Source organism: Faecalibacillus sp. (genome assembly GCF_047023275.1).
Taxonomy (GTDB): domain Bacteria; phylum Bacillota_I; class Bacilli_A; order Erysipelotrichales; family Coprobacillaceae; genus Faecalibacillus.
Genome location: NZ_JBKYAR010000010.1, coordinates 18,512 through 42,374 on the forward strand (window position 1 = coordinate 18,512; position 23,863 = coordinate 42,374).

Below are 23,863 nucleotides of genomic sequence, written 5' to 3' on the forward strand. Positions count from 1 at the left end.
ATAATATCCTCCTAAATTAACGCTTCTCTTATAAATACTCCAACTTGTTGAGGAGCCTTCACTTCTATTAATGCATTTGGACATTGAATTGTCACAAATCCCAATCCTGAAATAACAACATCTACTTTCTTTTCAGGTAATCTAAATTGATATGTTTTAAATGATTGAACATTTTGTATATCTTCAATCTCCGGTTTTAATGTTTTATGGCGATTATAAAGAGCATCAGCATTTTCTAATTTTGTACGATGAATTTGTAATCTTCTATGAAAATAACAAGTCATTGATGTTTTTGAACCGCTTAAAAAATCTAAACGTGCTAATCCTCCAAAGTATAACGATTGTTGACAATTTAATTGATAATTGACAGGACGTAATTCACTTTGTGGTAAAATATCTTTTAATGTGTTTTCATCAATAAGATGTGCAATCTGATGTCTATTAACAATTCCAGGACTATCATAAATTGATGAATTTTCATCTAAAGGAATTTCAATAAGATCTAATGTAGTTCCAGGAAATTCACTTGTTGTAATTAAATTATCTTGAACATCACTGTATGCTTTTAATAAAGCATTAATTAAAGATGATTTACCAACATTTGTTGCACCTACAACATAAACATCTCGACCATTTCTATATTGTTCAATCATTTGCATCAATTCATCCAAATGATAATTCTTTTTACCACTTGTAAGCAATACATCTAATGGTTTAATTCCTTCTAACTTGAGTTGTCTTCTTAACCAATGAATAATCTTTGTATCTTTAATTGAACGAGGTAAAATATCCCTCTTATTTCCAACAACAATGACATCATTATAATTAATATGTCGTACTAATCCTTGTATTAAACTACCATTAAAATCAAACAAATCAACAAGATAAACAACTAAACAATCTTTTTCTCCAATTTTATTGAGAATTTCAAGAAAATCATCATCTGATAAATTAGTTGCTTGTAATTGATGATAATTTTTCAAGCGAAAACATCTTTTACACAACACTTGATTTCTATCTAATGCATTTTTAGGTACAAATCCAATCTTTTTTTCATCTTCACTTTGAATAATAGCTCCACAGCCATAACATCTTAATTCTTCCATAAATTACCTCTCTTTATCACATAACAATTGTACCCTATTATACTTGATTTTTAAAGAAATGTTAAGTAAAAGAAATATTAATTTTATTTATCATCTTTTGTCAAAAAATGCATTAATTATAATGAGGTGATCAGCATATTTTCGTTATTGCTTTCATTATTAAGTAATGCTTATTTTATTTCTTATATTAAATCAAAAACTTTTGATTTACCACTTACTTTTAAAGAAGAACAATTCTATTTACAAAAAAAATGTAATGGTGATAAAGCAGCAAGAGATCTACTCATTGAAAAGAATCTTAGGCTTGTTGCTCATATTGCTAAAAAATATAACAATAATAGAGACTTACAAGAAGATTTTATTTCAATTGGTACTATCGGTCTTATAAAAGCGATTGATAGTTATAATATTGATAAAAAAACAAAACTTGCTACTTATGCATCAAAATGCATCGAAAATGAAATTCTCATGCATCTTAGAGCAGCAAAAAAATTAAATCAAGAAATTTCTTTAAATGAGGTAATTGGTGTAGATAAAGACGGAAGTGAAGTTGTTTTAGAAGATTTAATTGATAATAAAGAAAAACCTATTTTAGATCAAATATATGAAACAGATAATCTACAAAAGCTTATTCAATGTTTTAATGTATTAAATCAAAAAGAAAAAGATATTTTAACAAAACGTTATGGATTGAATTCTACCCAAAAAATGACACAAAAAGAAATTGCTAAAGAATATCATATTTCTCGTTCTTATATTTCTAGAATAGAAAAACGTGCACTTATTAAACTTTTAAAATGTTATTTACAAGAAAAAGAAGGATAAAATTCCTTCTTTTAAAATTCATCATCATTTAAAATATCTTCTAATGTGATTTTTTCATATTTAGTTGTATTTTTCTTTTTTGAAACAACTGCTTCTTTTTTTACAGGAACTTCTTGAATATCAAAATCATCCAATAAAGTTTTTTCCTTTTCTTCTTTTAATTCTACAACAGATGATTCTTGACTGACTTGTGTTAAATCATAATCATCTGTTGTAATATTTTGATTACGCTTGCTCCATAAAATAGATTCATCTTTTTCTAATTTTATAAATGACGAAAATCTTGATTCTAATGAAACATAATTGAAATCTGTTGGCTTATACGTATAATCAACTGATTTAGTTGTATATGTTGTAGCACTTTCTTTAGATGTAAGAACAAATGCATTTTTTATATAAATTGTTTTTGTTTTTAGGTTTTTATATAATGTTGTTCCTTTAGTTGTACGTTTACATGCAGGAATATCATTAAGTTTCAAACGTTTCATTTGTCCATCTTGACTCATAATTAAAACAGAATAATTTTCTAATGGGTTAAAAATATCTATTGCAGCTACTGTATCATCTTTTAAATTTAATGCTTTAATACCTGCAGCCTTTAATCCTACAATCGATACTTCTTGTTCACTATATAACCCTCCATATCCAGCCTTTGTAGCGACAAATACACCTTGATGATCATCCGTAAGTAAAGCATTAAGCATTTCATCGTTTTCTTTCATTTTCATACACATTATTGCTTTTGAATATCTAGAAACTTCAAAATCTTTTAAAAGTGTTCTTTTGATTTGACCATTTTTTGTTGCCATTAAAACATAAAGTGGCAAATTAAAATCTTTAACAAGTATTGTCGAAATAATCTTTTCATCAGACGCTACTTTTACAAGATAACTTACATGTTTACCTAAATCTTTCCATTTAAATTCTTCTATTTTATGAACTGGAATAAATAAATAATTTCCTTTATTGGTAAATAACAATAAATGATTTAAAGTATTTGCATGATGTAAAGAAATAAGAATATCATCATCTTTTTTACCAAATGGAATATTTGCACTTGCTTTCATTGATCTTTGTGAAACACGCTTAATATAACCATCTCTAGTAACAGATACATAAATATCTTCAGAAATAATCATAGCTTTTTCATCAATCTTAATTTCACTAATTTCTTCTTTGATTTGTGTTAAACGAGGCATTGGATATTTTTGTTTAATTTCTTTAAGACGTTTAATAATAACTTGACGTAAAACATCATCACTTTCTAATATTTCATTTAATCTTTGAACACGTTTTTCAAGTTCTGCTTTTTCTTCTTGTAAAGAAACAATATCAGTATTCGTTAATCGGTAAAGTTGTAACATTACAATCGCTTCTGCTTGTTTTTCAGAAAATGCATATTGTTTTATTAAGTTATTCTTAGCATCACTTTTGTCTTTTGATGCACGAATTGTTTTTACAACATCATCCAAAATAGAAATTGCTTTAATTAATCCATCAACAATATGCAAACGTTCATTGGCTTTATTTAAATCATATAAACTTGCTCGTGTTACAACATCAATTTGATGATCAATATACCCATCTAAGATTTCTTCAATTCCCATTAAAACAGGTCTTTTATCTTTAATGGCTACCATATTATAGTTGTAGTTTTTTTGTAAATCCGTATTTTTATAAAAATAATTGAGAGTATTTTGAACATTTACCGTCTTTTTCAAATCAATAACAATTCTCAAACCTTCTCTGTCTGATTCATCTCTTACTTCTAAAATACCATCGATATTCTTATTAAAACGAATCTCATCAATTTTTCTTACTAATTCAGCCTTATTTACTTCATAAGGAATTTCAGTAACCACAATTTGATTCATGTTTTTTTCTTCAATAATTTCAGTTTTTGCTCGAACAATAACCTTACCTTTTCCTTTTTCAAATGCTTTTCTAATACCATCTATTCCTTCTACTATAGCTCCTGTAGGAAAATCAGGCCCTTTGATAAATTCCATTAATTTATCTAAATGACAATGAGGATATTTAATTCGATGAATTGTAGCATCGATAACTTCTTGTAAGTTATGTGGTGGTATATCCGTTGCATATCCTGCAGATATTCCAGTAGATCCATTGACTAAAAGATTAGGATATGCCGCAGGTAAAACTGTTGGTTCATACTCTGTATCATCAAAGTTTAAAGACATTAATACAGTATCTTTATCTAAGTCTCTTAATAATTCACTTGCAATTGGTGAAAGTCTAGCCTCTGTATAACGCATGGCTGCAGCTGGATCGTTATCAATTGATCCGTTATTTCCTTGCATATCAATTAATGGTGCTCTAATCTTCCATTCTTGTGAAAGACGAACCATTGCATCATAAACTGACGTATCACCATGAGGATGATAATTACCTATAACATTTCCTACAGTTTTTGCTGATTTACGATAAGGTTTATTGGCCGTATTGCCTTCTTTATTCATTGAATAAAGAATTCTACGTTGAACAGGTTTTAATCCATCACGTACATCAGGAAGTGCACGTTCTTGAATAATATATTTTGAATATTTTCCAAAGCGATCACCCATGATAGCTTCTAAATTCATTACAATTTTTTTATCAGACATACTGACCTCCTAAATTTGATAATTATCTTCTAATGTAAATTGTACATTTTGTTCAATCCACTCACGTCTTGGTTCAACTTTATCGCCCATCAAAACAGTTACATTACGTTCAACTACAGCTGCATCATCAATTGAAACTTGAATCAATGTTCTCGTTTCTGGATCCATTGTTGTTTCCCACAATTGAGAAGCATTCATTTCTCCTAAACCTTTATAACGTTGAACATTATATCCTCTGCCAATTTTCTTTTTAGCATCTTCAAGTTCATAATCTTCCCAACAATAAATAACTTCTTCCTTTTTCCCGCTTTTTTTAGACACTTTATAAAGTGGTGGAAGTGCAATATAAACTTTTCCTGCTGTAATCAAATCCTTCATATATCGATAGAAGAAAGTTAATAATAATATTTGAATATGTGCACCATCAGTATCAGCATCTGTCATAATAATAACTTTATCATAATGGCTATCTTCAACTTTAAAGTCTGCACCAAATCCAGCACCAATGGTATTGATTAAAGTAGCAAGTTCTTCATTTTTTAAAATATCTTGTAACGATACTTTTTCACTATTTAAAACTTTTCCTCTTAAAGGTAAAATAGCTTGATATTTTCTATCTCGCCCTTGTTTAGCACTACCTCCGGCAGAATCTCCTTCGACTAAATAAAGTTCATTTTTCTTTTTATTTTTAGTTTGAGCAGGAGCTAATTTACCACTTAATATTCTTTCTTGTCTTGCACCTTTTCCTTTTCTTGCAGCTTCTCTAGCCTTTCTTGCTGCATCTCTTACTTGAGCAGCTTTAATCATTTTCTTGACAAGATTATCTGCAATTTCTTTATTTTCTTCTAAGAAATAAGATAATTTTTCATATACAATACTATCTACAATGTTTCTAGCTTCAGGTGTCCCTAATTTAGATTTCGTTTGCCCTTCAAATTGTAAATAATGTTCAGGAACTTTAATAGAAATAATTGCTGAAAGCCCTTCTCGTACATCGTTACCTTCTAAATTTTTATCTTTTTCTTTTAATAGGCCATATTTTCTAGCATAATCATTAAATGTTTTTGTAAGCCCAGATTTAAAACCGGTCTCATGCGTTCCACCATCTCCGGTTCTTACAAGGTTAACAAATGATAATGTTGTTTCTTGATATCCAGAAGTAAATTGTAAAGCAATATCTACTTCCATACCATTTTGTTCACCCTCAATAGAAATTGTTGGATGAAGTACATCTTTATTAGTATTTAAATAATCAATAAATGCTTCTAATCCATTTTCAAAATGGAATTCATCCATTTTTCCAGTTCTTTCATCTTTTAAAACAATTTTGATGCCTTTTAATAAAAAAGCACTTTCCATTAGTCTTTCACTAATTGTTTTATAATTAAATTCTGTTGTTGAAAAAATTTGATCATTTGGTAGAAAATGAATCAATGTTCCCGTTTCTTTTGTTTTTCCAATAACTGTTAATTTTCCTATTGTTTCTCCGCCATCTTCAAAACGTTGCTTAAAAATCTTTCCATCTCTACAAACAGTCACTTCTAACCAGTGAGAAAGCGCATTAACAACAGAAGCCCCTACACCATGAAGGCCTCCAGATGTTTTATATCCACCATCTTCAGAGAATTTACCCCCTGCATGAAGAATTGTCAAAATTACTTCTGTAGTTGGTCTGCCAGAAGCATGCATTCCTGTTGGCATTCCTCGTCCGTGATCTTGTACCATAATACTATTATCTTTACAAATAGTGACTTCTATTAAATCACCATATCCAGAAAGAGCTTCATCTATTGCATTATCAACAATTTCCCAAACTAAATGATGTAGTCCTCTACTATCAGTAGAACCTATATACATCCCAGGTCTTTTTCTAACTGCTTCTAACCCTTCTAGAATTTGTATATTCGACTCATCATATGTATTCTTTTTTGCCATATAATCACTCCTTTTGTAACACTTGAACTATTATAGCAATACTCTTGTTTTTTTTCAAAGTTTAATTGCATTTTTATAGGATAACTGTATAATTTAGCTTGGTGATAAAAATGTATGAAATATTATTGATTCTATTAGGTTATTTATACGGTTCTATCCCTTTTGCCCTTGTTATTGGTAAAGTATTTTACAATACAGATGTAAGAGAAAGCGGCTCGGGTAATTTAGGAGGAACAAATGCTGGCAGAGTCTTAGGAAAAAAAGCAGGTATTTCTGTAATTATATTAGATGCTCTTAAGGCAGTTGTTATATTTTATTTAAGTAATTATTTATCTTTAAAATTTAATTTAAATCCTGATATTAAATATATTGCAGGATTAGCTTGTATTTTTGGACACTGTTACCCAATATTTGCTGAATTTAGAGGAGGAAAGGCTGTTTCAACAAGCTTAGGTTATTTTTTATGCATTGAACCATTATATGCAGTTGTTGCTATTGTTGTATTTTTACTTGTTTTAAAGATTTCAAAATATGTATCTTTATCTTCTATTTCAACTGCTTTAATTGTTTTATGCATCACTCCATTTCTTGCGGTATCCGTAACAGCAAAAATTTGTATGCTTTTAGCTGTTATCTTATTAGTTTATAGACATAAAGATAATATTAAACGTATTAGAAATCATACAGAATCAAAAATTCAATGGATGTAAAAAAGATTGGTTTTCTTACTATAAAACCAATCTTTTATTTATAACTAATTTTTTCTTTTAAAGGGGTTAAAAAACAATCTTTTCCAATAAAATCTATCTTATGTTCTTTTCCATCAAATTCAAACAACGATAGTGAACAACCCCTTACGATTTCTTGATTAACTTCATTTAATCGTTCAACAGGTAAATCTAAAAAAATTCCATGAAGTATTGTAAACAACATACCATGAATTGTTATAAAAATTGTTTGTTGAGGATCTTCGTTATACTTTTCTAAAATAAAATCATTTAAACGAGAAATTACTTCTTCATATGATTCTCCATTAGGTAAAGAAAATGTTAATTGTGGCTGATGCCATAAACAAAAATAATCATGTTTATCTCTTAAATTTTGAATATACATTCCTTCATAATCGCCAAAATTCATTTCTTTTAAACGACTATCTTCAATAATATTTTCATTTTTAAAAATAAGTTTAGCTGTTGATTTTGCTCGTAATAAAGGTGAAGAGTATACTTGATCAATATGTATGTTTTTCATATATTCACCTAGCTTCAAAGCATCCTCTTTCCCTTGTTGAGTAAGTGGTGAATCTTTCCACCCTTGTAATCTTTTTTCTTCGTTCCATGTAGTTAATGAATGTCTAGTAATATATATTTTCATATAAACAAAAATAAGGGTAACCCCTTATTTATATTGTGATTTAACTGAAGTCATAATTCTTTTAATTTGAGCCTCACTAGGTTTTCTTCCCATTTCCATATACATAGCACGAATCATTTTTTCATTGATAGGTGGATTTTTTTGTAATTGTTTTCTAAAGAAATAACGAGCCGCAAAGAATCCGGCGATTAATCCAACGAGTAATCCAAGAATTGCATATAACATTGATAATACCTCCCTTACAAATTCTCGTCTATTATAACATAACTTTTTAAATTATGATAGAGAATATCAAAGAATATATTCGTTTTATCTTTAGATTCTATAATAATTTTATAATTTTCGACATATAATCGACAAATTTCATGTGTAAGTTCATTTTCAAATACATGCATTTTACCTATTCGATGATATCCTTTTCGATTATGTAATTCTTTAAAAATTAATTCATTCATATAATCTACTTGATTATAAACACAGTTCATAAACTTCTTTTTAAAATCTGTGTCTAATGTAAGACTGTCAAAATATATTTTTAAATTTGGATATTTTTCAAAAAGTTTTTTCATTCCTTCTTCATATTCATAAATAATATATTTCATATTAATCACCCACCATTAAAATATCATAAGCGATGAAAAAAGAATGTAAAAAAAGGGATTAAATCCCTTTATTTTAATAATTTTTCAATATTTTCTACGACTCCGTCAACAGTAAATCCATATGATTGAATAACATCATTTGCAGGAGCACTCTTACCAAATTCATCAATTGACATTGTTATACCATCTAGTCCAACATATTTATGCCATCCAAATGAACTAGCCATTTCTACTGATAAACGTTTGCGCATTGCATTTGGTAAAACAGATTCTTTATATTGATCATCTTGTTGATCAAAGATTTCTTGACATGGCATAGATACAACACGCACATCAATACCTTTTTCAAAAAGCACTTTTTTAGCTTTCATTGCTAAATTAGCTTCTGATCCCGATGCAATAATAATAGCATCTAAATGATTTTCTTCTTTACCAATAATATAAGCACCTTTACTTACGCCTTCAACAGAACTATTTTCCATTGTTTCTACATTTTGTCTTGTAAGAATAAGTGCTGTTGGATTTTCAGTTGATTCAATCGCTAATTTCCATGCAGCGGCCATTTCTACAGCATCTCCAGGACGAATAACATGCATATTTGGAATTGATCTTAACATTGCAAATTGTTCAATTGGTTGATGTGTTGGACCATCTTCTCCAACTGCAATTGAGTCATGAGATAAAGGTAAAATAATTGGTAATTTCATTAAACATGCCATTCTAACAGCAGCTTTGAAGTAGTCAGAGAATACTAAGAAACCACCAGATGAAACTTTTACACCTTTATGTAATGTCATCCCATTCATAATTGCAACCATTGCAAATTCACGAATTCCAAATACAAGATTACGACCATTATAGTTTTCAACACTAAAATCATCTTCATCTTTAATTTTTGTTTTAGTTGAACTAGCTAAATCTGCAGTACCTGATAAGAAAGTTGGATTTTGTTTAGCAACTTCTTGAATAATTTCTAATGATGTATTTCTTGTAGCATCATTATGTCCTACAGGATAATTCTTTAAAATTTCATTGATATCTAAAGAATACTTACCAGCAATAGCATCTTCTAATTGCTTTGCTTCTGTTGGATATTGTTCTTTATATTCATTAAATAATTTATTCCATTTATTAAATTTAGATTTTCCTCTTTTAATTGTTTTCTTTTTGAAATCTTCATAAACTTCTTCAGGAACATAAAACTCTTCATGATCGAATCCATAAGATAATTTAGCATTTTTACCATCTTCTTTACCTAATGGTGCACCATGAACTTTATTTGTTCCTTGATTTGCTGAACCGAAACCAATAATTGTATTTACAATAATTAAAGTTGGTTTAAATTGTTCTTTTTTACCTTTTTTAATAGCTTTATGAATTTCATTAATATCATTTCCATCTTTAACTTCTAAAACTTGCCAATTACAAGCTTCATAACGTTTTTTAACATTTTCACTAAATGACATTGATAAAGGTCCATCTAAAGTAACCTTATTAGCATCATATAAAACGATTAGTTTACCTAATGATAAATGACCTGCAAGAGAAGCTGCTTCATATGTAACACCTTCTTGCATATCTCCATCACCACATAAAACATATGTATAATGATCAATAACATCAAAATTTTCTTTGTTATATTGACTTGCTAAAAATTTTTCAGCCATTGCCATTCCTGTTGCCATTGGAATACCTTGTCCTAATGGCCCACTCGAAGCATCAACACCATGTGTCATTTCGATTTCTGGATGCCCAGGTGTACGAGAATTTAATTGTCTAAAATTCTTTAAGTCATCAATAGAGACATCAAACCCCGTTAAATGTAACATACTATATAAAAGTGCAGAAGCATGACCACTTGCTAAAACAAAACGATCTCTATTGATCCATTCAGCTTCTTTGTTATAAATGTTTAGTTCTTTATTGAACAATGTATATAAAGCAGGTGCTGATCCAAGAACCATCCCTGGATGTCCAGAATTTGCTTTATTGATTGTATCGATTCCTAAACTTCTAATTGTTGCGATTGATAAATTTGAAATATCCATTTACATTTTCTCCCATTTTTAAATAAGTCAAGACATATTATACACATTTTCTATAAAAATTAAATATCTTCTACTAGAATTCCTTAATTTTTTAATTTTTCTTGTTTTAATTTAAGAGGTGTTATATCATTTCCTTTTTCATCTACAACCTTGATTGTTTTTAGTTGCGATTTAAAACCTTCTCTAAAAAGTTTAATATATTCTTTTCTTAATTTATCCTGTTCTTTTAATTCTTCAGGAGTAATTGTTCCTTCTTTTTTCTTTTTAGCTAAAACATTTATTCTATCTATAAGTTTTTGATCTATTGCTGCCATTTTAATTTCTCCTTTTAAATAAAAAACTAGAGAGCTTTTAGATTATCCCTGTTACGTACAGGTGGGCACCTTTAAATAATTTTAGGATTCCTATTCAAAGATAGGCCTTCAACACCATTATTTAGATCAGGTTCCCGTATCTAATGTGTAGGAAATTTATTTACACTCTCTAGTCGCAATACATTATACCATAAATTATTATTAAATATACCCCTTTATTTATCTTTTTTCACAATATAACTTGAAGCATATTCTTTATCAAAATATTTTTTTACATCATTTAAATCTGCTATTGTCATTTTACTTACATAATCCACCAAATCAAATGAACAAATCCCTTCAAAATAATAGCGACTAAAAGTATTAGCAATACTTTCTGGACTATTGTAACTATTGATAAAATTACCAATCGTTTTTCTTTTAATTCTTTCAAAGTCATCTTCTGCTATTTCTAAATCTTGAATATGATCTATAAAATCAAAAATTGTCTTTTGTAATAATTTATAATCATCTTGATCTCCACCCATTAAAATAAAAGCATAATCTCTTTCTTGTGTAAAACTAGCACTAAACGTTTCATTAATAAATCCTTTTTCTAACCATTCGTTATATAATGATGAGCTTTTAGAAAAACATAAATCAAATAATAAATTTAAAGCTAATTCTCTTTTAATTTTAGCTTGAGGATCGTTAAGAATTTCATTAACTTTAATAGAAACAATTAATTTATTCATTTCAACTTGCATTGTATCAATTTGCTCTTTAACTGCTACCGATGTTGGTTCCTTTATTTTTAATCTTTGTATCGGTGTTTCAGGTAAAAAGTCTTTTCTACTTTGATTTTCTTTAATCACATTCATTAATTCTTCAGGATTAATATTACCTACAACAAAAAGCATCATATTATGTGGATGATAAAATGTTTGATAACAAGTTTCAAGCATATCCTTATACGTATTATTAACAGTCTCACAAGTTCCAGCAATATCAATTTTAACAGGATGTTTATGATATAAGTTAGCAATAGCGCCAAAATAAACACGCCAATCTGGATCATCGTCATACATTTTTATTTCTTGACAAATAATCCCTTTTTCTTTTTCTACACTTTCATCTGTAATATCTAAACTTTGTACAAAATCTAGTAAAAGTTCAACACAATCATTTTCATTCGTTGTTGTTGAAAATAAATAGGCTGTACGACTTGATGATGTAAATGCATTTGAACTTGCTCCAAGCTTAGCAAATTCATCTGCAGCATCACCATTTTTCATATCAAACATTTTATGCTCTAAAAAATGAGCAATGCCATCTTCAACTTTTATCATTTCTTTTTTCCCTAATGGCACAAAAGTTGTATCAATAGACCCAAATCTTGTTGAAAATAATCCATAAGTTTTTTCAAAGCCAATTTTGGGCAATAAATACACTTCTAAACCATTATCAAGTTTTTCATGAAATAATGTTTCTTTTAAAGTTTGGTAATATATTTTTTCCATTACTCATTTCTTCCTTTCAATAAAAATATTGTATCAAGCTCAATATTTTGGCAGACATCTATAATATCTTGATAAGTAACTTTCTCTATTCTTTCTAAATATTGTTCATTTGTTTCTTCTTTTCCTGTGATATCTCTATTGTATTGAACAGCAACTTGACTTAATGGCTCATCATTTGTTTTCTTCATAGAATTTTTAATCATTAATTTTGCAATATCAATATCATTTTGATCAAAATGCCCTTCCTGCATTTCTTTTAATTGTTCTTTAATTAATTGAACAGTTTGATAATAATCTTTACCTTCTATACCAGCTGTAATAATCATTACTCCATTAAAAGCATCATAGCTTGAAGAAATATAATAACATAATGAATTCTTTTCTCTAACAACTTTAAATAATTTTGATTGACTCATTCCACCAAAAATTGCATTAAACACAACAAAAGCATAATGATTTTGACTATTATAATTTACTGGTATTCGATATCCCATATTAAGTTTAGCTTGTGTAATATCTTGTTTTTCAATAATTTCTAATAAATCTTTTCTGTTTTTTTCAAATGAATAAACACTTTCAAAAGATAAATCATTATTTTCAAAAATCAAACAATTTTTAAAAACTTGAACAATAGATTCATCTACATTTAAAACAACATAAATATGTTTCTTATCATTTTTTATACATTCTTTAAAATAAGAAAATAATTCCTCATTTTTAATTTCTTTAATATCTTCAATATTTCCATGAGAAGAGATTCCTAAACATGTTCCTTTCCCCATATATTCAAACATTTTTTCTAAACTGTAATAAAATTTATCATCTTGATTATTAATTAATCGTTCTATCAGTTCTTTTTTCTTTCTTGCAAACATTGCTTCATCAAAACAATTTTTTGAAGCATTAGGATTAAAGAAAATATCATTTAACAATTGTATTTGTTGTTGAATAAGATTTTCTTTATATGGTAAATATTCTTGATTAATACAAATTGAATTCACATTAATAATATGACTCTTTCCTTTAGTAACAACATTAGCGCCCAATTTCATACCATACATACTTTCTAGATATTTAGAAAGTTCTTGAGTTGATGGATATTTTTTTGTACCTGTTGTCAACATAAAAGAAAGTAATGTTCTTTTAGCAACAGTTTTTTCATCTAATGTATTTTGTAATTTTAATGAAATTGTAATATTTTTAAATTTATTTGTAGGGATCAGATGTAAATCATACCCTGTCATTTTATAAACCTTTTCCATAATCATTTCCTTTCATTCTCATCTATTATACACAAATAATCAAAAAAATAAAAAAGTATTATTTCCTAAGAAACAATACTTTCAAACATTTTAACGTTTTGATTTATCATAAGGAATTACCGAAGCCTTAGGTGCAGCAGAATTTTTAGAAGTAAATGCTAATAAAATTAATGTTGCTACATAAGGAATAAGTTTATAAACAACACTTGGGAAACCTAATGCTGATAAAAATGGAATTGCTGTATAAGTATATGCTAATGTCTTCATAATTCCAAAGAATAATGAAGCAGCAGCAATACGATATGGTTGCCAGTTACCAAAGATTAAGATTGCAAGAGCTAAGAATCCATAACCACCAACATCACTATTGAATACAGTTGAAATTGGGATGATATAAATAAGTCCACCTATACCACCTAAAAATCCAGATAATAGAACACCCATATAACGATATTTATAAACACTTACACCTGCAGCATCAGCAGCTTGAGGATTTTCACCACAAGCACGTAATCTCAATCCTGCTTTTGTTTTATTTAAGAAAATAACCGATAAAATCAAAATAACAATTCCAAGATAAGTTGTAATATAAGCACCTTTAAATAAGATAGGTCCTAAAATTGGAATTTGTGATAAAACAGGAATTTCATGAATTCTAAATGTATTTGAAAAAGGTACACTTGAATTTCCATTGAAAATCAATTTAGCTAAGAAAAGTCCTAACCCAGGAGCTAACATATTGATAGCAGTTCCTGAGATTGTTTGGTCAGCTTTTAAGTTGATAGCTGCAAAAGCATGTAATAAACTTAATAACATTCCAAATATTCCTGCCACAATTAAAGCTAAAATCAATAATACTTGTGGATTCATTGATGTATTTGCTGATTGCATTAAATAAATAAAATAAACTCCAACAAACGCCCCACCAATCATGATTCCTTCCAACGCGATATTAACAACTCCGCTTCGTTCACTAAACATTCCACCTAAAGCAACTACCAAAAGAGGAATTGTAAAGACTAATGTTTGATTTAAGACATTTAAAATAATATCCATTATTCTTGACCTCCTTCAATTGCAGTTTCTTTTTTATGCTTTTTCTTATCACGATTTTGTAAATATAAACGAATCATTAATGCAAACGAACTAAAATAAATGATTACAGCCGAAATAACATCAATAATTTCAACTGGAATATTACATGCTTGCATATAATTTCCACCAACATTAATATAAGATACAAATAATGCAGCTAAAATGCATCCAAGTGGGCTATTCATTCCAAGTAACGCAACCGGAATTCCATTAAATCCTTCTGGAAGTGTAACTTCGGCAGTTGTAAAGGCTCTACCTGTTCCACCAATATAAACAAGTCCACCACCAATACCTGAGAAAAATCCTGAAATAACCATTGATAAGATAACAATTTTCTTTTCAGACATTCCTGCATAACGACTTGCTTCTGGATTATAACCACATGCTTTTAATTCATAACCAAACGTTGTTTTATTTAAAATAATATAAGCAGCTACACATAATGCAATGGCAATAATAATACCCCCATTAACATCCGATCCTGGGAAAATGTGATTTAATCCCATTTTAGGAACAGCAATCCTTGATGTTTGAGAACGAGCACCAGCCGAATCATAAATAAATGCTTTAACTCCTTCAATAACAAGATACATACCAATATAGTTAAACATAATACCAGAAATAACGATATTTACATTTCTATACGCTTTTAAAATTCCCGGAATCAATGCCCAAATTGCTCCAGCAAGTCCAGCAGCAATCAAACAAATAATCCATAGTAATGAATCAGGTACAGTTTGATAAAGAGTATTAGCTAAAAATAATGCCACGAATCCTCCAACTGTGTATTGACCAGTTGTTCCAATGTTAAAGTTACCACATTTAAATGCAAACGCAACAGATAACCCAGTCATCATAATTGGAATTGCTGAATAAAGGACTTGTCCAGTACTTCTTAATCCTTTATAAAATCCCCCAGACATCATAATTCCCATTGCTCTAAAAGCTTGAGATGGATTTGCTATTAAAATAACAATAAATCCAATAAGTAATCCAATTAATATTGCAAGTAAAGAAGCTATCAGATTTTGTTTTGATTCACTATTTTTCATATCCTTCACCTCGTTTACTTCCCGACATATAAAGTCCCAATTCTTTTTCATCAATTTGTTTTGGATCTAAATTAGCAACGATTTCACCTTCATACATTACTAAAATACGATCTGAAACATTCATGACTTCATCTAATTCTAATGAAACAAGTAAGACAGCTTTATTTTCATCTCTTTGTTTAACAAGTTGTTTATGAATAAACTCAATTGCACCAACGTCTAATCCACGTGTTGGTTGTACTGCAATTAATAAATCCGAATTAGATTCAACCTCTCTAGCAATAATTGCTTTTTGTTGATTTCCTCCTGACATTCCTCTCGTAATAGATTTTGCACCTTCACCAGAACGAACATCATACTGTTCAATTAACTTGTTCGCTGTTTCATACATTTTATCAAATTTAATAAAACCTTTATTTTGATATTTTGGATCAAAATAGCTTTTCAAAATAAAATTTTCAGCAAGATTATAATCTAGTACTAACCCATGTTTATGGCGATCTTCTGGAATATGAGCCATTCCCTTTAAAGAACGCGAACGAATACTTTCATGAGATAAATCTTCTCCATTTAATAAAATTTGTCCACTATTATGTTTAATAAGTCCTGATAAAGCATAAACAAGTTCAGTTTGTCCATTTCCATCAATACCCGCAATACATACGATTTCTCCTCGACGTACATTAAACGAAACATTATTTAAAATATTTTTAGAAGAATGCACTGGTTTATAACATAAATCTTTTACTTCAAGAACAGCTTCACCTATTTGAGGTTCATCTTTTTCTACAATAAAGTTAACTTTTCGTCCAACCATCAATTCTGATAATTTTTCAGCAGATGTAGATGCCACATCAACTGTACCAATATATTTACCTTTTCTTAATATTGTACAGCGATTAGCTACAGCTTTAATTTCATTTAACTTATGAGTAATGAAAATAATAGATTTACCTTCTTTTGCTAAATCTTTCATAATTATCATTAATTCATCAATTTCTTGTGGTGTCAATACTGCTGTAGGTTCATCAAAAATTAAGACATTGTTATCTCTAAATAACATTTTTAAAATTTCTACTCTTTGTTGCATACCTACGGTAATATCAGAAATTAAAGCATCTGGATCAACATTTAATTTATACTTTTGAGATAATTCAATAACTTTTTTTCTTGCAGCACTTTTTTGAATAAAAGTGTGTTTTGTTTCTTCAATACCTAAAATAATATTTTCGAGTACTGTAAAATTATGTACAAGTTTAAAATGTTGATGCACCATACCAATGTTATATTTATTGGCATCATTTGGATCATTAATTTCAACAGGTTCTCCATTAATTTTTATTTGTCCTTCATCTGGTTGATATAAACCAAACAAAATAGACATTAGCGTCGATTTTCCGGCACCATTTTCTCCTAACAATGCATGTATTTCACCTTGTTCAACTTGCAAGGTAACATTATCATTTGCCTTGATACCAGGAAACTCTTTCGTTATATTAAGCATTTCTATTGCATATGACATTAAGCTTCCCCCTTTTCGATACAATTATACATGAATTTATAAATATAGAAAAGAATTTTTGTTTTTTCATAACAAAAAAGCGCTAGATTACTCTAGCGCAATTAATCTTATTCAAAATGTACTGTTAAATTATCAAATGAAATACCTGAAGGATTTCCAGTTTTTTCATCAACATCAGCAGATGATTTTAATTCTAAAGAACCATCTTTAATTTTTTTATCAACAGCATCATGATCTGCTTTAGAGAAGTTCTTTAATAAACCTGGATAAACAATTCCACCAGTGTTTTTCAAAGTAACTGTTTTTCCACCTTGGAATTTATCATTTTTATAAGCAGTTAATGCTTCAATAGTAGCACCTTTTACATCTTTTAAAGCAGAAGTAATAACTGTATCAGATTCACCGCTTTGATCAGTGTCTACACCGATAGTATATTTACCAGCTTCTTGTCCAGCAGCGAAAATTGAGTTACAGATTTGTCCACCGCAAGAGAAAATAACTTCAGTTCCACCTGCATACCAAGATGAAGCTTTAGATTTGATATCTGGTGATTCAGAGAATGTTCCAGTATATGTATAGTTAACATCAACATTAACATTCATTTCTTTAGCAGCATCACTAGCACCTTGAAGATATCCTACACCATAGTTTTCTACAGCTGGTAAAGCCATACCACCCATGAAACCTAATTTAGTATATCCTTCTTTAACAGCAGCATATCCTGCAACATATCCAGATTCTTGTTCAGAGAATAAATAACTTACAGTGTTATCTCCAACTTTTGTTTCTCCACTACCATCTTTTTGTGGTTCAAAGTCGATTGTAACGAATTTTACATCAGGATATTTTTCTTGAGCTTGGTATAAAGCACCTGAGAAATTGAATCCTGGAGTTACAACAACTTTAGCTCCATTATCTACAGCATCATCAATTGTAGATAATAATCCAGCTTGATCAGTGTCTTTTGGTGCATAATATTTGTATGAAATATCATTTTTTTCACCAAATTCTTTAACACCTTCATAAGCAGATTGGTTGAATGATTTGTCAGTAACTGATCCAGAGTCAGTGATCATTGCGATTTCATAAGAATCATCGCCACCACTTGTACATCCAGTAGCACCAAAAATCATTCCTAAGCATAAAATACTTGCGAATAATTTTTTCATGTTCTTCTTCCTCCATTTAATTTTCCTATACCATTGTATCATTAAAAAAAACATTTGAAAACAACTAACATACTAAAAAACGGCAAAATGCCGTTTAGATTAGATATCTTCTTCACTATACCTTCGTACATACACTTCACGTGGTTTAGAACCAATTTGTGGTCCAATAATACCATCCGCTTCCAATTGATCAATAATTCTAGCAGCTTTATTATAACCTATTCTAAATTGTCTTTGTAAAAGTGAAGTACTTGCTTTTTGTGCTTGAATAACAAAAGCTCTGCACATTTCATATTCTTCATCTTCTTGTTCTTCTTTAGATGCAGCAACTGCTGAAATTGGTTTTACATTTGTATATCTTTCATCATATGACGCTTCTTGTTGCTTGGTTGTATAATAAGTGATTGCCTCTACCTCACTATCATCAACATACGCTCCTTGTACACGAACCGGTGAATTTGAACCCATTGGTAAAAAAAGCATATCCCCTTTTCCTAATAATTTTTCCGCTCCTGTACAATCAAGAATTGTTCTAGAATCAATACTTGAAGAAACAGCAAAAGCAATTCTTGAAGGAATATTTGCCTTAATAACTCCTGTGATTATATCTGTTGATGGTCTTTGTGTCGCAACAATTAAATGAATTCCTGCAGCACGTGCTAATTGTGCAATACGCATAATACAATCTTCAACATCCTTACTAGCAACCATCATTAAATCAGCAACTTCATCAAGAATAACTACAATATAAGGGAGTTTTTCTAATTGATGTTCTTTATCGTTTTCTTGATTTTTCTTTTCAACATATTGATTATATGTTTCAATTTTTCTAACATTTGCCCCTGCAAATAAATCATAACGTCTTTCCATTTCAGAAACAGTCTCTCTTAAAGTAGCAGCTGCTTTTTTAGGATCAGTTACAACTGGTGCTAATAAATGTGGTACACCATTATAATTAGATAATTCAACTTTTTTAGGATCAACTAAAATAAGTTTAACTTCATCTGGTTTTGCTCTCATCAATATACTACTAATAATTGTATTAACACATACTGATTTTCCAGACCCTGTTGCTCCTGCAATAAGTAAATGTGGCATCTTATTTAATTCAGCATAAATAACTTGACCATTGACATCCTTACCTAAAGGCACAACAAGTTTATTATCTTTATACTTTTCAGGCATATTTTTAAATACTTCTTTAAATGAAACCATCGATGATACTAAATTAGGTATTTCTACACCGACTGCTGGTTTACCAGGAATAGGCGCTTCAATACGTATATCTTTAGCTGCCAAAGCAAGCTTTATATCATCTTGCAAAGACATAATTTTATTAACTCTTGTTCCTGTTTCTAATTTTAATTCATATTTTGTAATTGAAGGTCCTATTGAAATATTATTAATAGAAGCATGTACACCAAATTCATTTAAGACAGCCGTAAGCCTCTCAGCACTTTCTACAGCATGGTTTTTATTTTCACCTTGTTTTTTATTAACCACATTATGTAAAAGAGAAAGTGGTGGCAAATGGTAATCACCTAATGGAGGATTCATCATATTTTCTTCAACTTGTGTGTGTTCTTTTTTTGTTTTTTCCTCTACAACTGTTTTTTCAACGGGTTCTTTATCTACAATGTCTAATTCTTGACGCTCATCGTTAAATGTAAAAGCTTGTGGCAAAGATGCATCCTCTTTAGCAATTTCTTCAAAAATAGTACTTGGTGTTTCATCATCTTCAAAAATTGCATCATCAAAAAAAGCAGTTTTGTTTTGTTTTTTCTTGAAAAAATTACCAAAATAATTAGAGTGTTGTTTTAAAGAATCTTTGGTTTTAGTAAAATTATTTTTTGCACGTTTTTGGATTTCTTTTTTATGCTCAAAATAAAATTTACTACCTAGTAAAATAAATCCTACTAAAACAATAAAAACTGCTGCTATAATAGTTCCCATATAATCAAACAACGCACTTAAGCAACCATATAAAATTGCTCCTAATAATCCTCCTCTATTTAAAGGAGATTGACTAAAATATGATTGAATTACTTTTATACCTTTAAGTGATGGCGTAGCAGAAATAAATAAAGTCAAACCAATAAAAAGTAAATAAAGCCCTACCGCTTTAGGCCCATTAAATTTAGGAAAATCCGCTTTAATAGCAATATATCCTAATAACAAAATACAAGCAAAATAGATAATTCCATTTAAATTACCAAATAAATACATAAAAATATAATTTAAGTGATCACCAATAAATCCTAATTGCATCGCCGCAATTATTATTAAAAAAACAAAGAAAAGACATGTAATTCTTAATTTTAATTCTTCACTTATTTGTTCTTGTTTACTTTTCTTTTTTCTCGCAGTTTTAGCCATCATATCACCTCTTTACATATCATATTTAAATAATAAAACAAAAGCAAGATATAACTTGCTTTTATAATTCGATAATAACCGGTAAAATTACAGGCCTTTTTCCAGTTTCTTTTATAATATATTTGTTAGATTTATCTTTAATATTTTGACGAACATCTCTAATATCTTCATCTGCATTATTTTTATATGTTTCTAATTCACTTTCAGCAATACTCATAATACCTTTAACAATATTCTCAGAATCTTTCAAGTAAATAAAACCTCTTGTTTGAACATCTGTATTAGCAACAATTTCTCTTGTTTTACCATCGATTGTCATACCAATAATAACAACCCCATCATTTTGTAATTGATTTCGATCATCAATAACTTTTACACCAACATCACCAATTCCTAATCCATCAATCATTACATCTTCAATTGTAATAGAATCACGATAATTTTGTAATTTACCATCTTTAAAAGTAATCATTTCTCCATTATCAACAATAGCAATATGATCATCATTTATATTCATTTTTTTAGCAACATCACTAGCTGCAATAAAATGTTGATATTCTCCTTTAATCGGCACAAAATATTTTGGATTTAAAATTTGAATTAACACTTTAATGTCTTCTTCACTTGCATGCATTGATTGTAATTCTTTATTTTTTATCACATGAATATGAGTATCTGTTTTATAAAGTTCATTAATAGCTCTATTAGCTATTTTTTCAGTTCCTGGTAAAACAGGTGATGCAACAATAAAAGTATCACTCTCTTGCAACTTAAGTTTGTCATCTCCGCCATCAATAATATCTAAAATATCATGATAAATTCGACGAGGACTACCACTTAATAAAACAACAAGCTTATCATTATTTCTATTTTTTTGAATATCATCACTATCTCCAATACAAGATGGATGAATATCTAAAATCGGTTTTTTCTTATTTTTAGCAATTCTCATTATAGAATTAGTATTGTCATATTTGTCTCTACCATAAAAACAAACTTTTCGATTATATTTTTTGGCTAATTGTGCAATTTCTTGAGTTCTAAAAGCATTTTGAGCATAACTTGAAATAATAATGCGACCTGGAGCATCTTCAAAAATACTTTCTATTTTAGCTGTCAATTTATGATGAGGAGATGTGTAACCATCATTTTTTGAATACGAAGATTCACAAAGTAAAGCCAAAACTCCTTTTTTACCAATTTCCATCATTTTTTGAATATTACATCTAAATCTTTCGGGTGCACCAAAATCAATAATGAATTCACTACTATAAACAATATAACCATCATCTGTTAAAAAAGCTAACCCAACACTGCCTGGAATTGAGTGTGTTATTGGAAAGAAATCAACTTCAACACCTGCTACCTTGATTGTCGCATTCATGTTCACTCTTTTAATTTTATATTTATAAGACACATGAGAATGTCTCATATATCTTTGTAATAACTGGTCAATTAAGTCTGCTGTAAGATCTGTTGTATAAATAGGAACATTTATTTCTTGTAATAAATAAGGAAGTGCTCCCATTACATCATCATGACCATGTGTAATAAATATTGCCTTAATTTTATCTTTATTATCTTTTAGATATTCAAAATTAGGGATAATAACATCTACACCTAATTTATCTACTTCTGGAAAACGGTATCCTGCATCAATAATAAACCAATTATCATTAATCTCTAAACAATACATACTTTTACCATTTTCAGCTTGCCCACCTATTGGCATTAATCTTATCATACTTTTTTTCATTATTTCCTCCTTAATTACATTTTCTTACACTCACTTTGATACTATTCTAACAAATAATTCATAAAAGAAAAAGTATCATTTCTCGTTCTTCATCAAAAATATTGGTTGAATTTGTTTATCAACAAGTGCATTGATCATAGTTTGAATAACTAAATCACTTCGTGCTATCAAGCTATTTGGTTTCTTAATGACATCATCTTGATACATTGGTACTAAATAAAAATGTTTTGTATTTAAAATCTTCATCATATTCATTCCACTTGTTGAAAGTAAATCATTACTACATAATCCTAAAATAATATTATGTTGATTTCTTAGAGTTGATTTAACTGCCATTGTTACTGCATTATCATTAATTCCATGCGCCATTTTAGCTAATGTATTGGCACTGCATGGATAAACTACCATTAAATCCAATGGTATTTGAGGACCAAAAATTTCTGCTTCAACAATGGAACTGATCACTTTTTTGTTAATTATCTTTTCAACTTGTTCAATAAACTGATTTGCCTTAAAAAAACGTGTATCATAACAATAAATATGCTCACTTACAAAAACATAAATGTCTACTGAATAAGTCTTTAATTCTTTTAAAAATTCTAAACAATTTTTCAATGAACAAAATGAGCCTGTAATTCCTATACCTATTTTCATCCCATTAAACATGTTTCATCACTCCATGAATATATTGAAACATTAATAGTGCAGATTCATATGGGAAATATAGTATTGGCACATTTCTTAACGATTGATAATGCTCACATTGAATCGTTTGTGCTAGATCATAGATTTGTTTATATTTTAATTTTTCATAATCGATTTTACAAATAGGAATTGTATTAATAATCAAATCATACGTTCCTGAAATAGTATTTATATCCATATGGTGATATAGCTTTTTAATTTCATCTATATCTTTATAATTTCTATTACAGATTGTTATATCATAATTATTTTTTAAAATATTTGCAAGTTGTTTTGCTAAATCACCATATCCTAAAATAAGTATATGATGATATTTTTGATGATCACTTATTATCTTTAAATACATTCCTATTGCTGTTAATGTATTATTTAAATGTCTAAAAGTATAATCTTGATTTATTATATATTTTGTATTTGAATTATTTAGAGAAAATGTATTATTCTGTTTTATTTTTTGATTTTTAATTACATAAAAATCAAGTTTTTCATCACAATGGTCACTTATTTGATAACCATTTTCTAAGAAAATATCTTTTAAAAATTGCATTCTTTGATCATATATCTCAATAAACCCTTTCATATGCCACCTCACTATACTA

General features: G+C 28.8%; 20 protein-coding genes and 1 other RNA gene. 2 read left to right on the forward strand and 19 right to left on the reverse strand.

Annotated features, from left to right (window positions below):
- Positions 1 to 11: 11 nt before the first annotated feature.
- Entirely contained in the window at positions 12 to 1,106 is a 1,095-nt protein-coding gene (gene yqeH, locus ACLVEP_RS04755) for a ribosome biogenesis GTPase YqeH (RefSeq protein WP_412583193.1), read from the reverse strand.
- 135 nt (positions 1,107 to 1,241) lie between these two features.
- Here yqeH and sigK point away from each other — a divergent pair, with 135 nt between their 5' ends.
- Positions 1,242 to 1,931 (forward strand): RNA polymerase sporulation sigma factor SigK, encoded by a 690-nt coding sequence (gene sigK, locus ACLVEP_RS04760; RefSeq protein ID WP_412583264.1) that lies wholly within the window; start codon positions 1,242 to 1,244, stop codon positions 1,929 to 1,931.
- Positions 1,932 to 1,942: 11 nt separating this feature from the next.
- Here sigK and parC read toward each other — a convergent pair whose 3' ends face one another.
- Both parC and parE read right to left on the reverse strand, forming a co-directional pair.
- On the reverse strand, positions 1,943 to 4,555 hold the full coding sequence (gene parC / locus ACLVEP_RS04765) for a DNA topoisomerase IV subunit A (protein ID WP_412583195.1): 2,613 nt from the start codon (positions 4,553 to 4,555) through the stop codon (positions 1,943 to 1,945).
- Between the two features lie 9 nt (positions 4,556 to 4,564).
- Complete coding sequence (gene parE / locus ACLVEP_RS04770) at positions 4,565 to 6,490, reverse strand: DNA topoisomerase IV subunit B (RefSeq protein WP_412583197.1); 1,926 nt, start codon at positions 6,488 to 6,490, stop codon at positions 4,565 to 4,567.
- A 110-nt stretch (positions 6,491 to 6,600) separates the two neighbouring features.
- On the opposite strand from parE, the gene plsY reads away from it, so the two are divergent.
- Positions 6,601 to 7,200: a glycerol-3-phosphate 1-O-acyltransferase PlsY gene (gene plsY / locus ACLVEP_RS04775; RefSeq protein WP_318000964.1), complete on the forward strand. Its 600-nt coding sequence runs from the start codon at positions 6,601 to 6,603 to the stop codon at positions 7,198 to 7,200.
- Between the two features lie 34 nt (positions 7,201 to 7,234).
- Here the strand turns inward: plsY and ACLVEP_RS04780 are convergent, their stop codons facing one another.
- From ACLVEP_RS04780 to ACLVEP_RS04855, 16 genes are all read right to left on the reverse strand, one after another.
- Positions 7,235 to 7,864, reverse strand: a complete 630-nt coding sequence (locus tag ACLVEP_RS04780) for a histidine phosphatase family protein (RefSeq protein WP_318000965.1) — start codon at positions 7,862 to 7,864, stop codon at positions 7,235 to 7,237.
- A gap of 24 nt (positions 7,865 to 7,888) precedes the next feature.
- Positions 7,889 to 8,089, reverse strand: coding sequence for a YneF family protein (locus ACLVEP_RS04785; protein ID WP_318000966.1), 201 nt, complete (start codon positions 8,087 to 8,089; stop codon positions 7,889 to 7,891).
- A gap of 14 nt (positions 8,090 to 8,103) precedes the next feature.
- Complete coding sequence (locus ACLVEP_RS04790; protein WP_412583198.1) at positions 8,104 to 8,466, reverse strand: hypothetical protein; 363 nt, start codon at positions 8,464 to 8,466, stop codon at positions 8,104 to 8,106.
- 68 nt (positions 8,467 to 8,534) lie between these two features.
- Positions 8,535 to 10,514 carry a transketolase gene (gene tkt / locus ACLVEP_RS04795; protein WP_412583200.1) on the reverse strand — a complete coding sequence of 660 codons (1,980 nt, stop codon included), beginning with the start codon at positions 10,512 to 10,514 and terminating at the stop codon, positions 8,535 to 8,537.
- Between the two features lie 83 nt (positions 10,515 to 10,597).
- The gene (locus tag ACLVEP_RS04800) at positions 10,598 to 10,828 is read right to left on the reverse strand and encodes a DUF896 domain-containing protein (RefSeq protein WP_318000969.1); all 231 of its coding nucleotides are present in this window, start codon (positions 10,826 to 10,828) and stop codon (positions 10,598 to 10,600) included.
- 19 nt (positions 10,829 to 10,847) lie between these two features.
- Positions 10,848 to 11,007: non-coding RNA, 6S RNA (ssrS, locus tag ACLVEP_RS04805), on the reverse strand.
- Positions 11,008 to 11,043: 36 nt separating this feature from the next.
- Entirely contained in the window at positions 11,044 to 12,327 is a 1,284-nt protein-coding gene (gene yfmH / locus ACLVEP_RS04810; protein ID WP_412583202.1) for an EF-P 5-aminopentanol modification-associated protein YfmH, read from the reverse strand.
- Positions 12,327 to 13,589, reverse strand: coding sequence for an EF-P 5-aminopentanol modification-associated protein YfmF (yfmF, locus tag ACLVEP_RS04815; protein ID WP_412583204.1), 1,263 nt, complete (start codon positions 13,587 to 13,589; stop codon positions 12,327 to 12,329). Before yfmF ends, yfmH begins: the two co-directional genes overlap by 1 nt.
- 90 nt (positions 13,590 to 13,679) lie before the next feature.
- Positions 13,680 to 14,645: an ABC transporter permease gene (locus ACLVEP_RS04820; RefSeq protein ID WP_412583206.1), complete on the reverse strand. Its 966-nt coding sequence runs from the start codon at positions 14,643 to 14,645 to the stop codon at positions 13,680 to 13,682.
- Positions 14,645 to 15,736, reverse strand: a complete 1,092-nt coding sequence (locus tag ACLVEP_RS04825; RefSeq protein WP_412583207.1) for an ABC transporter permease — start codon at positions 15,734 to 15,736, stop codon at positions 14,645 to 14,647. Before ACLVEP_RS04825 ends, ACLVEP_RS04820 begins: the two co-directional genes overlap by 1 nt.
- Entirely contained in the window at positions 15,726 to 17,258 is a 1,533-nt protein-coding gene (locus ACLVEP_RS04830; protein ID WP_412583209.1) for an ABC transporter ATP-binding protein, read from the reverse strand. The genes ACLVEP_RS04825 and ACLVEP_RS04830 overlap by 11 nt, the downstream gene beginning before the upstream one ends.
- A 107-nt stretch (positions 17,259 to 17,365) precedes the next feature.
- Positions 17,366 to 18,427, reverse strand: a complete 1,062-nt coding sequence (locus ACLVEP_RS04835) for a BMP family lipoprotein (RefSeq protein WP_412583210.1) — start codon at positions 18,425 to 18,427, stop codon at positions 17,366 to 17,368.
- A 99-nt stretch (positions 18,428 to 18,526) separates the two neighbouring features.
- Positions 18,527 to 20,803 carry a DNA translocase FtsK gene (locus tag ACLVEP_RS04840; RefSeq protein WP_412583212.1) on the reverse strand — a complete coding sequence of 759 codons (2,277 nt, stop codon included), beginning with the start codon at positions 20,801 to 20,803 and terminating at the stop codon, positions 18,527 to 18,529.
- 61 nt (positions 20,804 to 20,864) lie between these two features.
- Positions 20,865 to 22,559 (reverse strand): ribonuclease J, encoded by a 1,695-nt coding sequence (locus ACLVEP_RS04845; protein ID WP_412583214.1) that lies wholly within the window; start codon positions 22,557 to 22,559, stop codon positions 20,865 to 20,867.
- Positions 22,560 to 22,634: 75 nt separating this feature from the next.
- Positions 22,635 to 23,225 carry a dipicolinate synthase subunit B gene (locus ACLVEP_RS04850; protein WP_320096966.1) on the reverse strand — a complete coding sequence of 197 codons (591 nt, stop codon included), beginning with the start codon at positions 23,223 to 23,225 and terminating at the stop codon, positions 22,635 to 22,637.
- Positions 23,218 to 23,844: a hypothetical protein gene (locus ACLVEP_RS04855; RefSeq protein ID WP_412583215.1), complete on the reverse strand. Its 627-nt coding sequence runs from the start codon at positions 23,842 to 23,844 to the stop codon at positions 23,218 to 23,220. The genes ACLVEP_RS04850 and ACLVEP_RS04855 overlap by 8 nt, the downstream gene beginning before the upstream one ends.
- Positions 23,845 to 23,863: the final 19 nt, after the last annotated feature.

What these genes read in the sequence shown, in the direction of transcription:
- ACLVEP_RS04830 (WP_412583209.1), bottom strand. Translation starts at nt 17,258, where the DNA reads ATGTCATATGCAATAGAAATGCTTAATATAACGAAAGAGTTTCCTGGT.
- ACLVEP_RS04845 (WP_412583214.1), bottom strand. Translation starts at nt 22,559, where the DNA reads ATGAAAAAAAGTATGATAAGATTAATGCCAATAGGTGGGCAAGCTGAA.
- yfmH (WP_412583202.1), bottom strand. Translation starts at nt 12,327, where the DNA reads ATGGAAAAAATATATTACCAAACTTTAAAAGAAACATTATTTCATGAA.
- ACLVEP_RS04835 (WP_412583210.1), bottom strand. Translation starts at nt 18,427, where the DNA reads ATGAAAAAATTATTCGCAAGTATTTTATGCTTAGGAATGATTTTTGGT.
- parC (WP_412583195.1), bottom strand. Translation starts at nt 4,555, where the DNA reads ATGTCTGATAAAAAAATTGTAATGAATTTAGAAGCTATCATGGGTGAT.
- ACLVEP_RS04800 (WP_318000969.1), bottom strand. Translation starts at nt 10,828, where the DNA reads ATGGCAGCAATAGATCAAAAACTTATAGATAGAATAAATGTTTTAGCT.
- yqeH (WP_412583193.1), bottom strand. Translation starts at nt 1,106, where the DNA reads ATGGAAGAATTAAGATGTTATGGCTGTGGAGCTATTATTCAAAGTGAA.
- ACLVEP_RS04825 (WP_412583207.1), bottom strand. Translation starts at nt 15,736, where the DNA reads ATGAAAAATAGTGAATCAAAACAAAATCTGATAGCTTCTTTACTTGCA.
- ACLVEP_RS04850 (WP_320096966.1), bottom strand. Translation starts at nt 23,225, where the DNA reads ATGTTTAATGGGATGAAAATAGGTATAGGAATTACAGGCTCATTTTGT.
- ACLVEP_RS04840 (WP_412583212.1), bottom strand. Translation starts at nt 20,803, where the DNA reads ATGGCTAAAACTGCGAGAAAAAAGAAAAGTAAACAAGAACAAATAAGT.
- ACLVEP_RS04780 (WP_318000965.1), bottom strand. Translation starts at nt 7,864, where the DNA reads ATGAAAATATATATTACTAGACATTCATTAACTACATGGAACGAAGAA.
- ACLVEP_RS04855 (WP_412583215.1), bottom strand. Translation starts at nt 23,844, where the DNA reads ATGAAAGGGTTTATTGAGATATATGATCAAAGAATGCAATTTTTAAAA.
- tkt (WP_412583200.1), bottom strand. Translation starts at nt 10,514, where the DNA reads ATGGATATTTCAAATTTATCAATCGCAACAATTAGAAGTTTAGGAATC.
- ACLVEP_RS04790 (WP_412583198.1), bottom strand. Translation starts at nt 8,466, where the DNA reads ATGAAATATATTATTTATGAATATGAAGAAGGAATGAAAAAACTTTTT.
- parE (WP_412583197.1), bottom strand. Translation starts at nt 6,490, where the DNA reads ATGGCAAAAAAGAATACATATGATGAGTCGAATATACAAATTCTAGAA.
- plsY (WP_318000964.1), top strand. Translation starts at nt 6,601, where the DNA reads ATGTATGAAATATTATTGATTCTATTAGGTTATTTATACGGTTCTATC.
- ACLVEP_RS04820 (WP_412583206.1), bottom strand. Translation starts at nt 14,645, where the DNA reads ATGGATATTATTTTAAATGTCTTAAATCAAACATTAGTCTTTACAATT.
- ACLVEP_RS04785 (WP_318000966.1), bottom strand. Translation starts at nt 8,089, where the DNA reads ATGTTATATGCAATTCTTGGATTACTCGTTGGATTAATCGCCGGATTC.
- yfmF (WP_412583204.1), bottom strand. Translation starts at nt 13,589, where the DNA reads ATGGAAAAGGTTTATAAAATGACAGGGTATGATTTACATCTGATCCCT.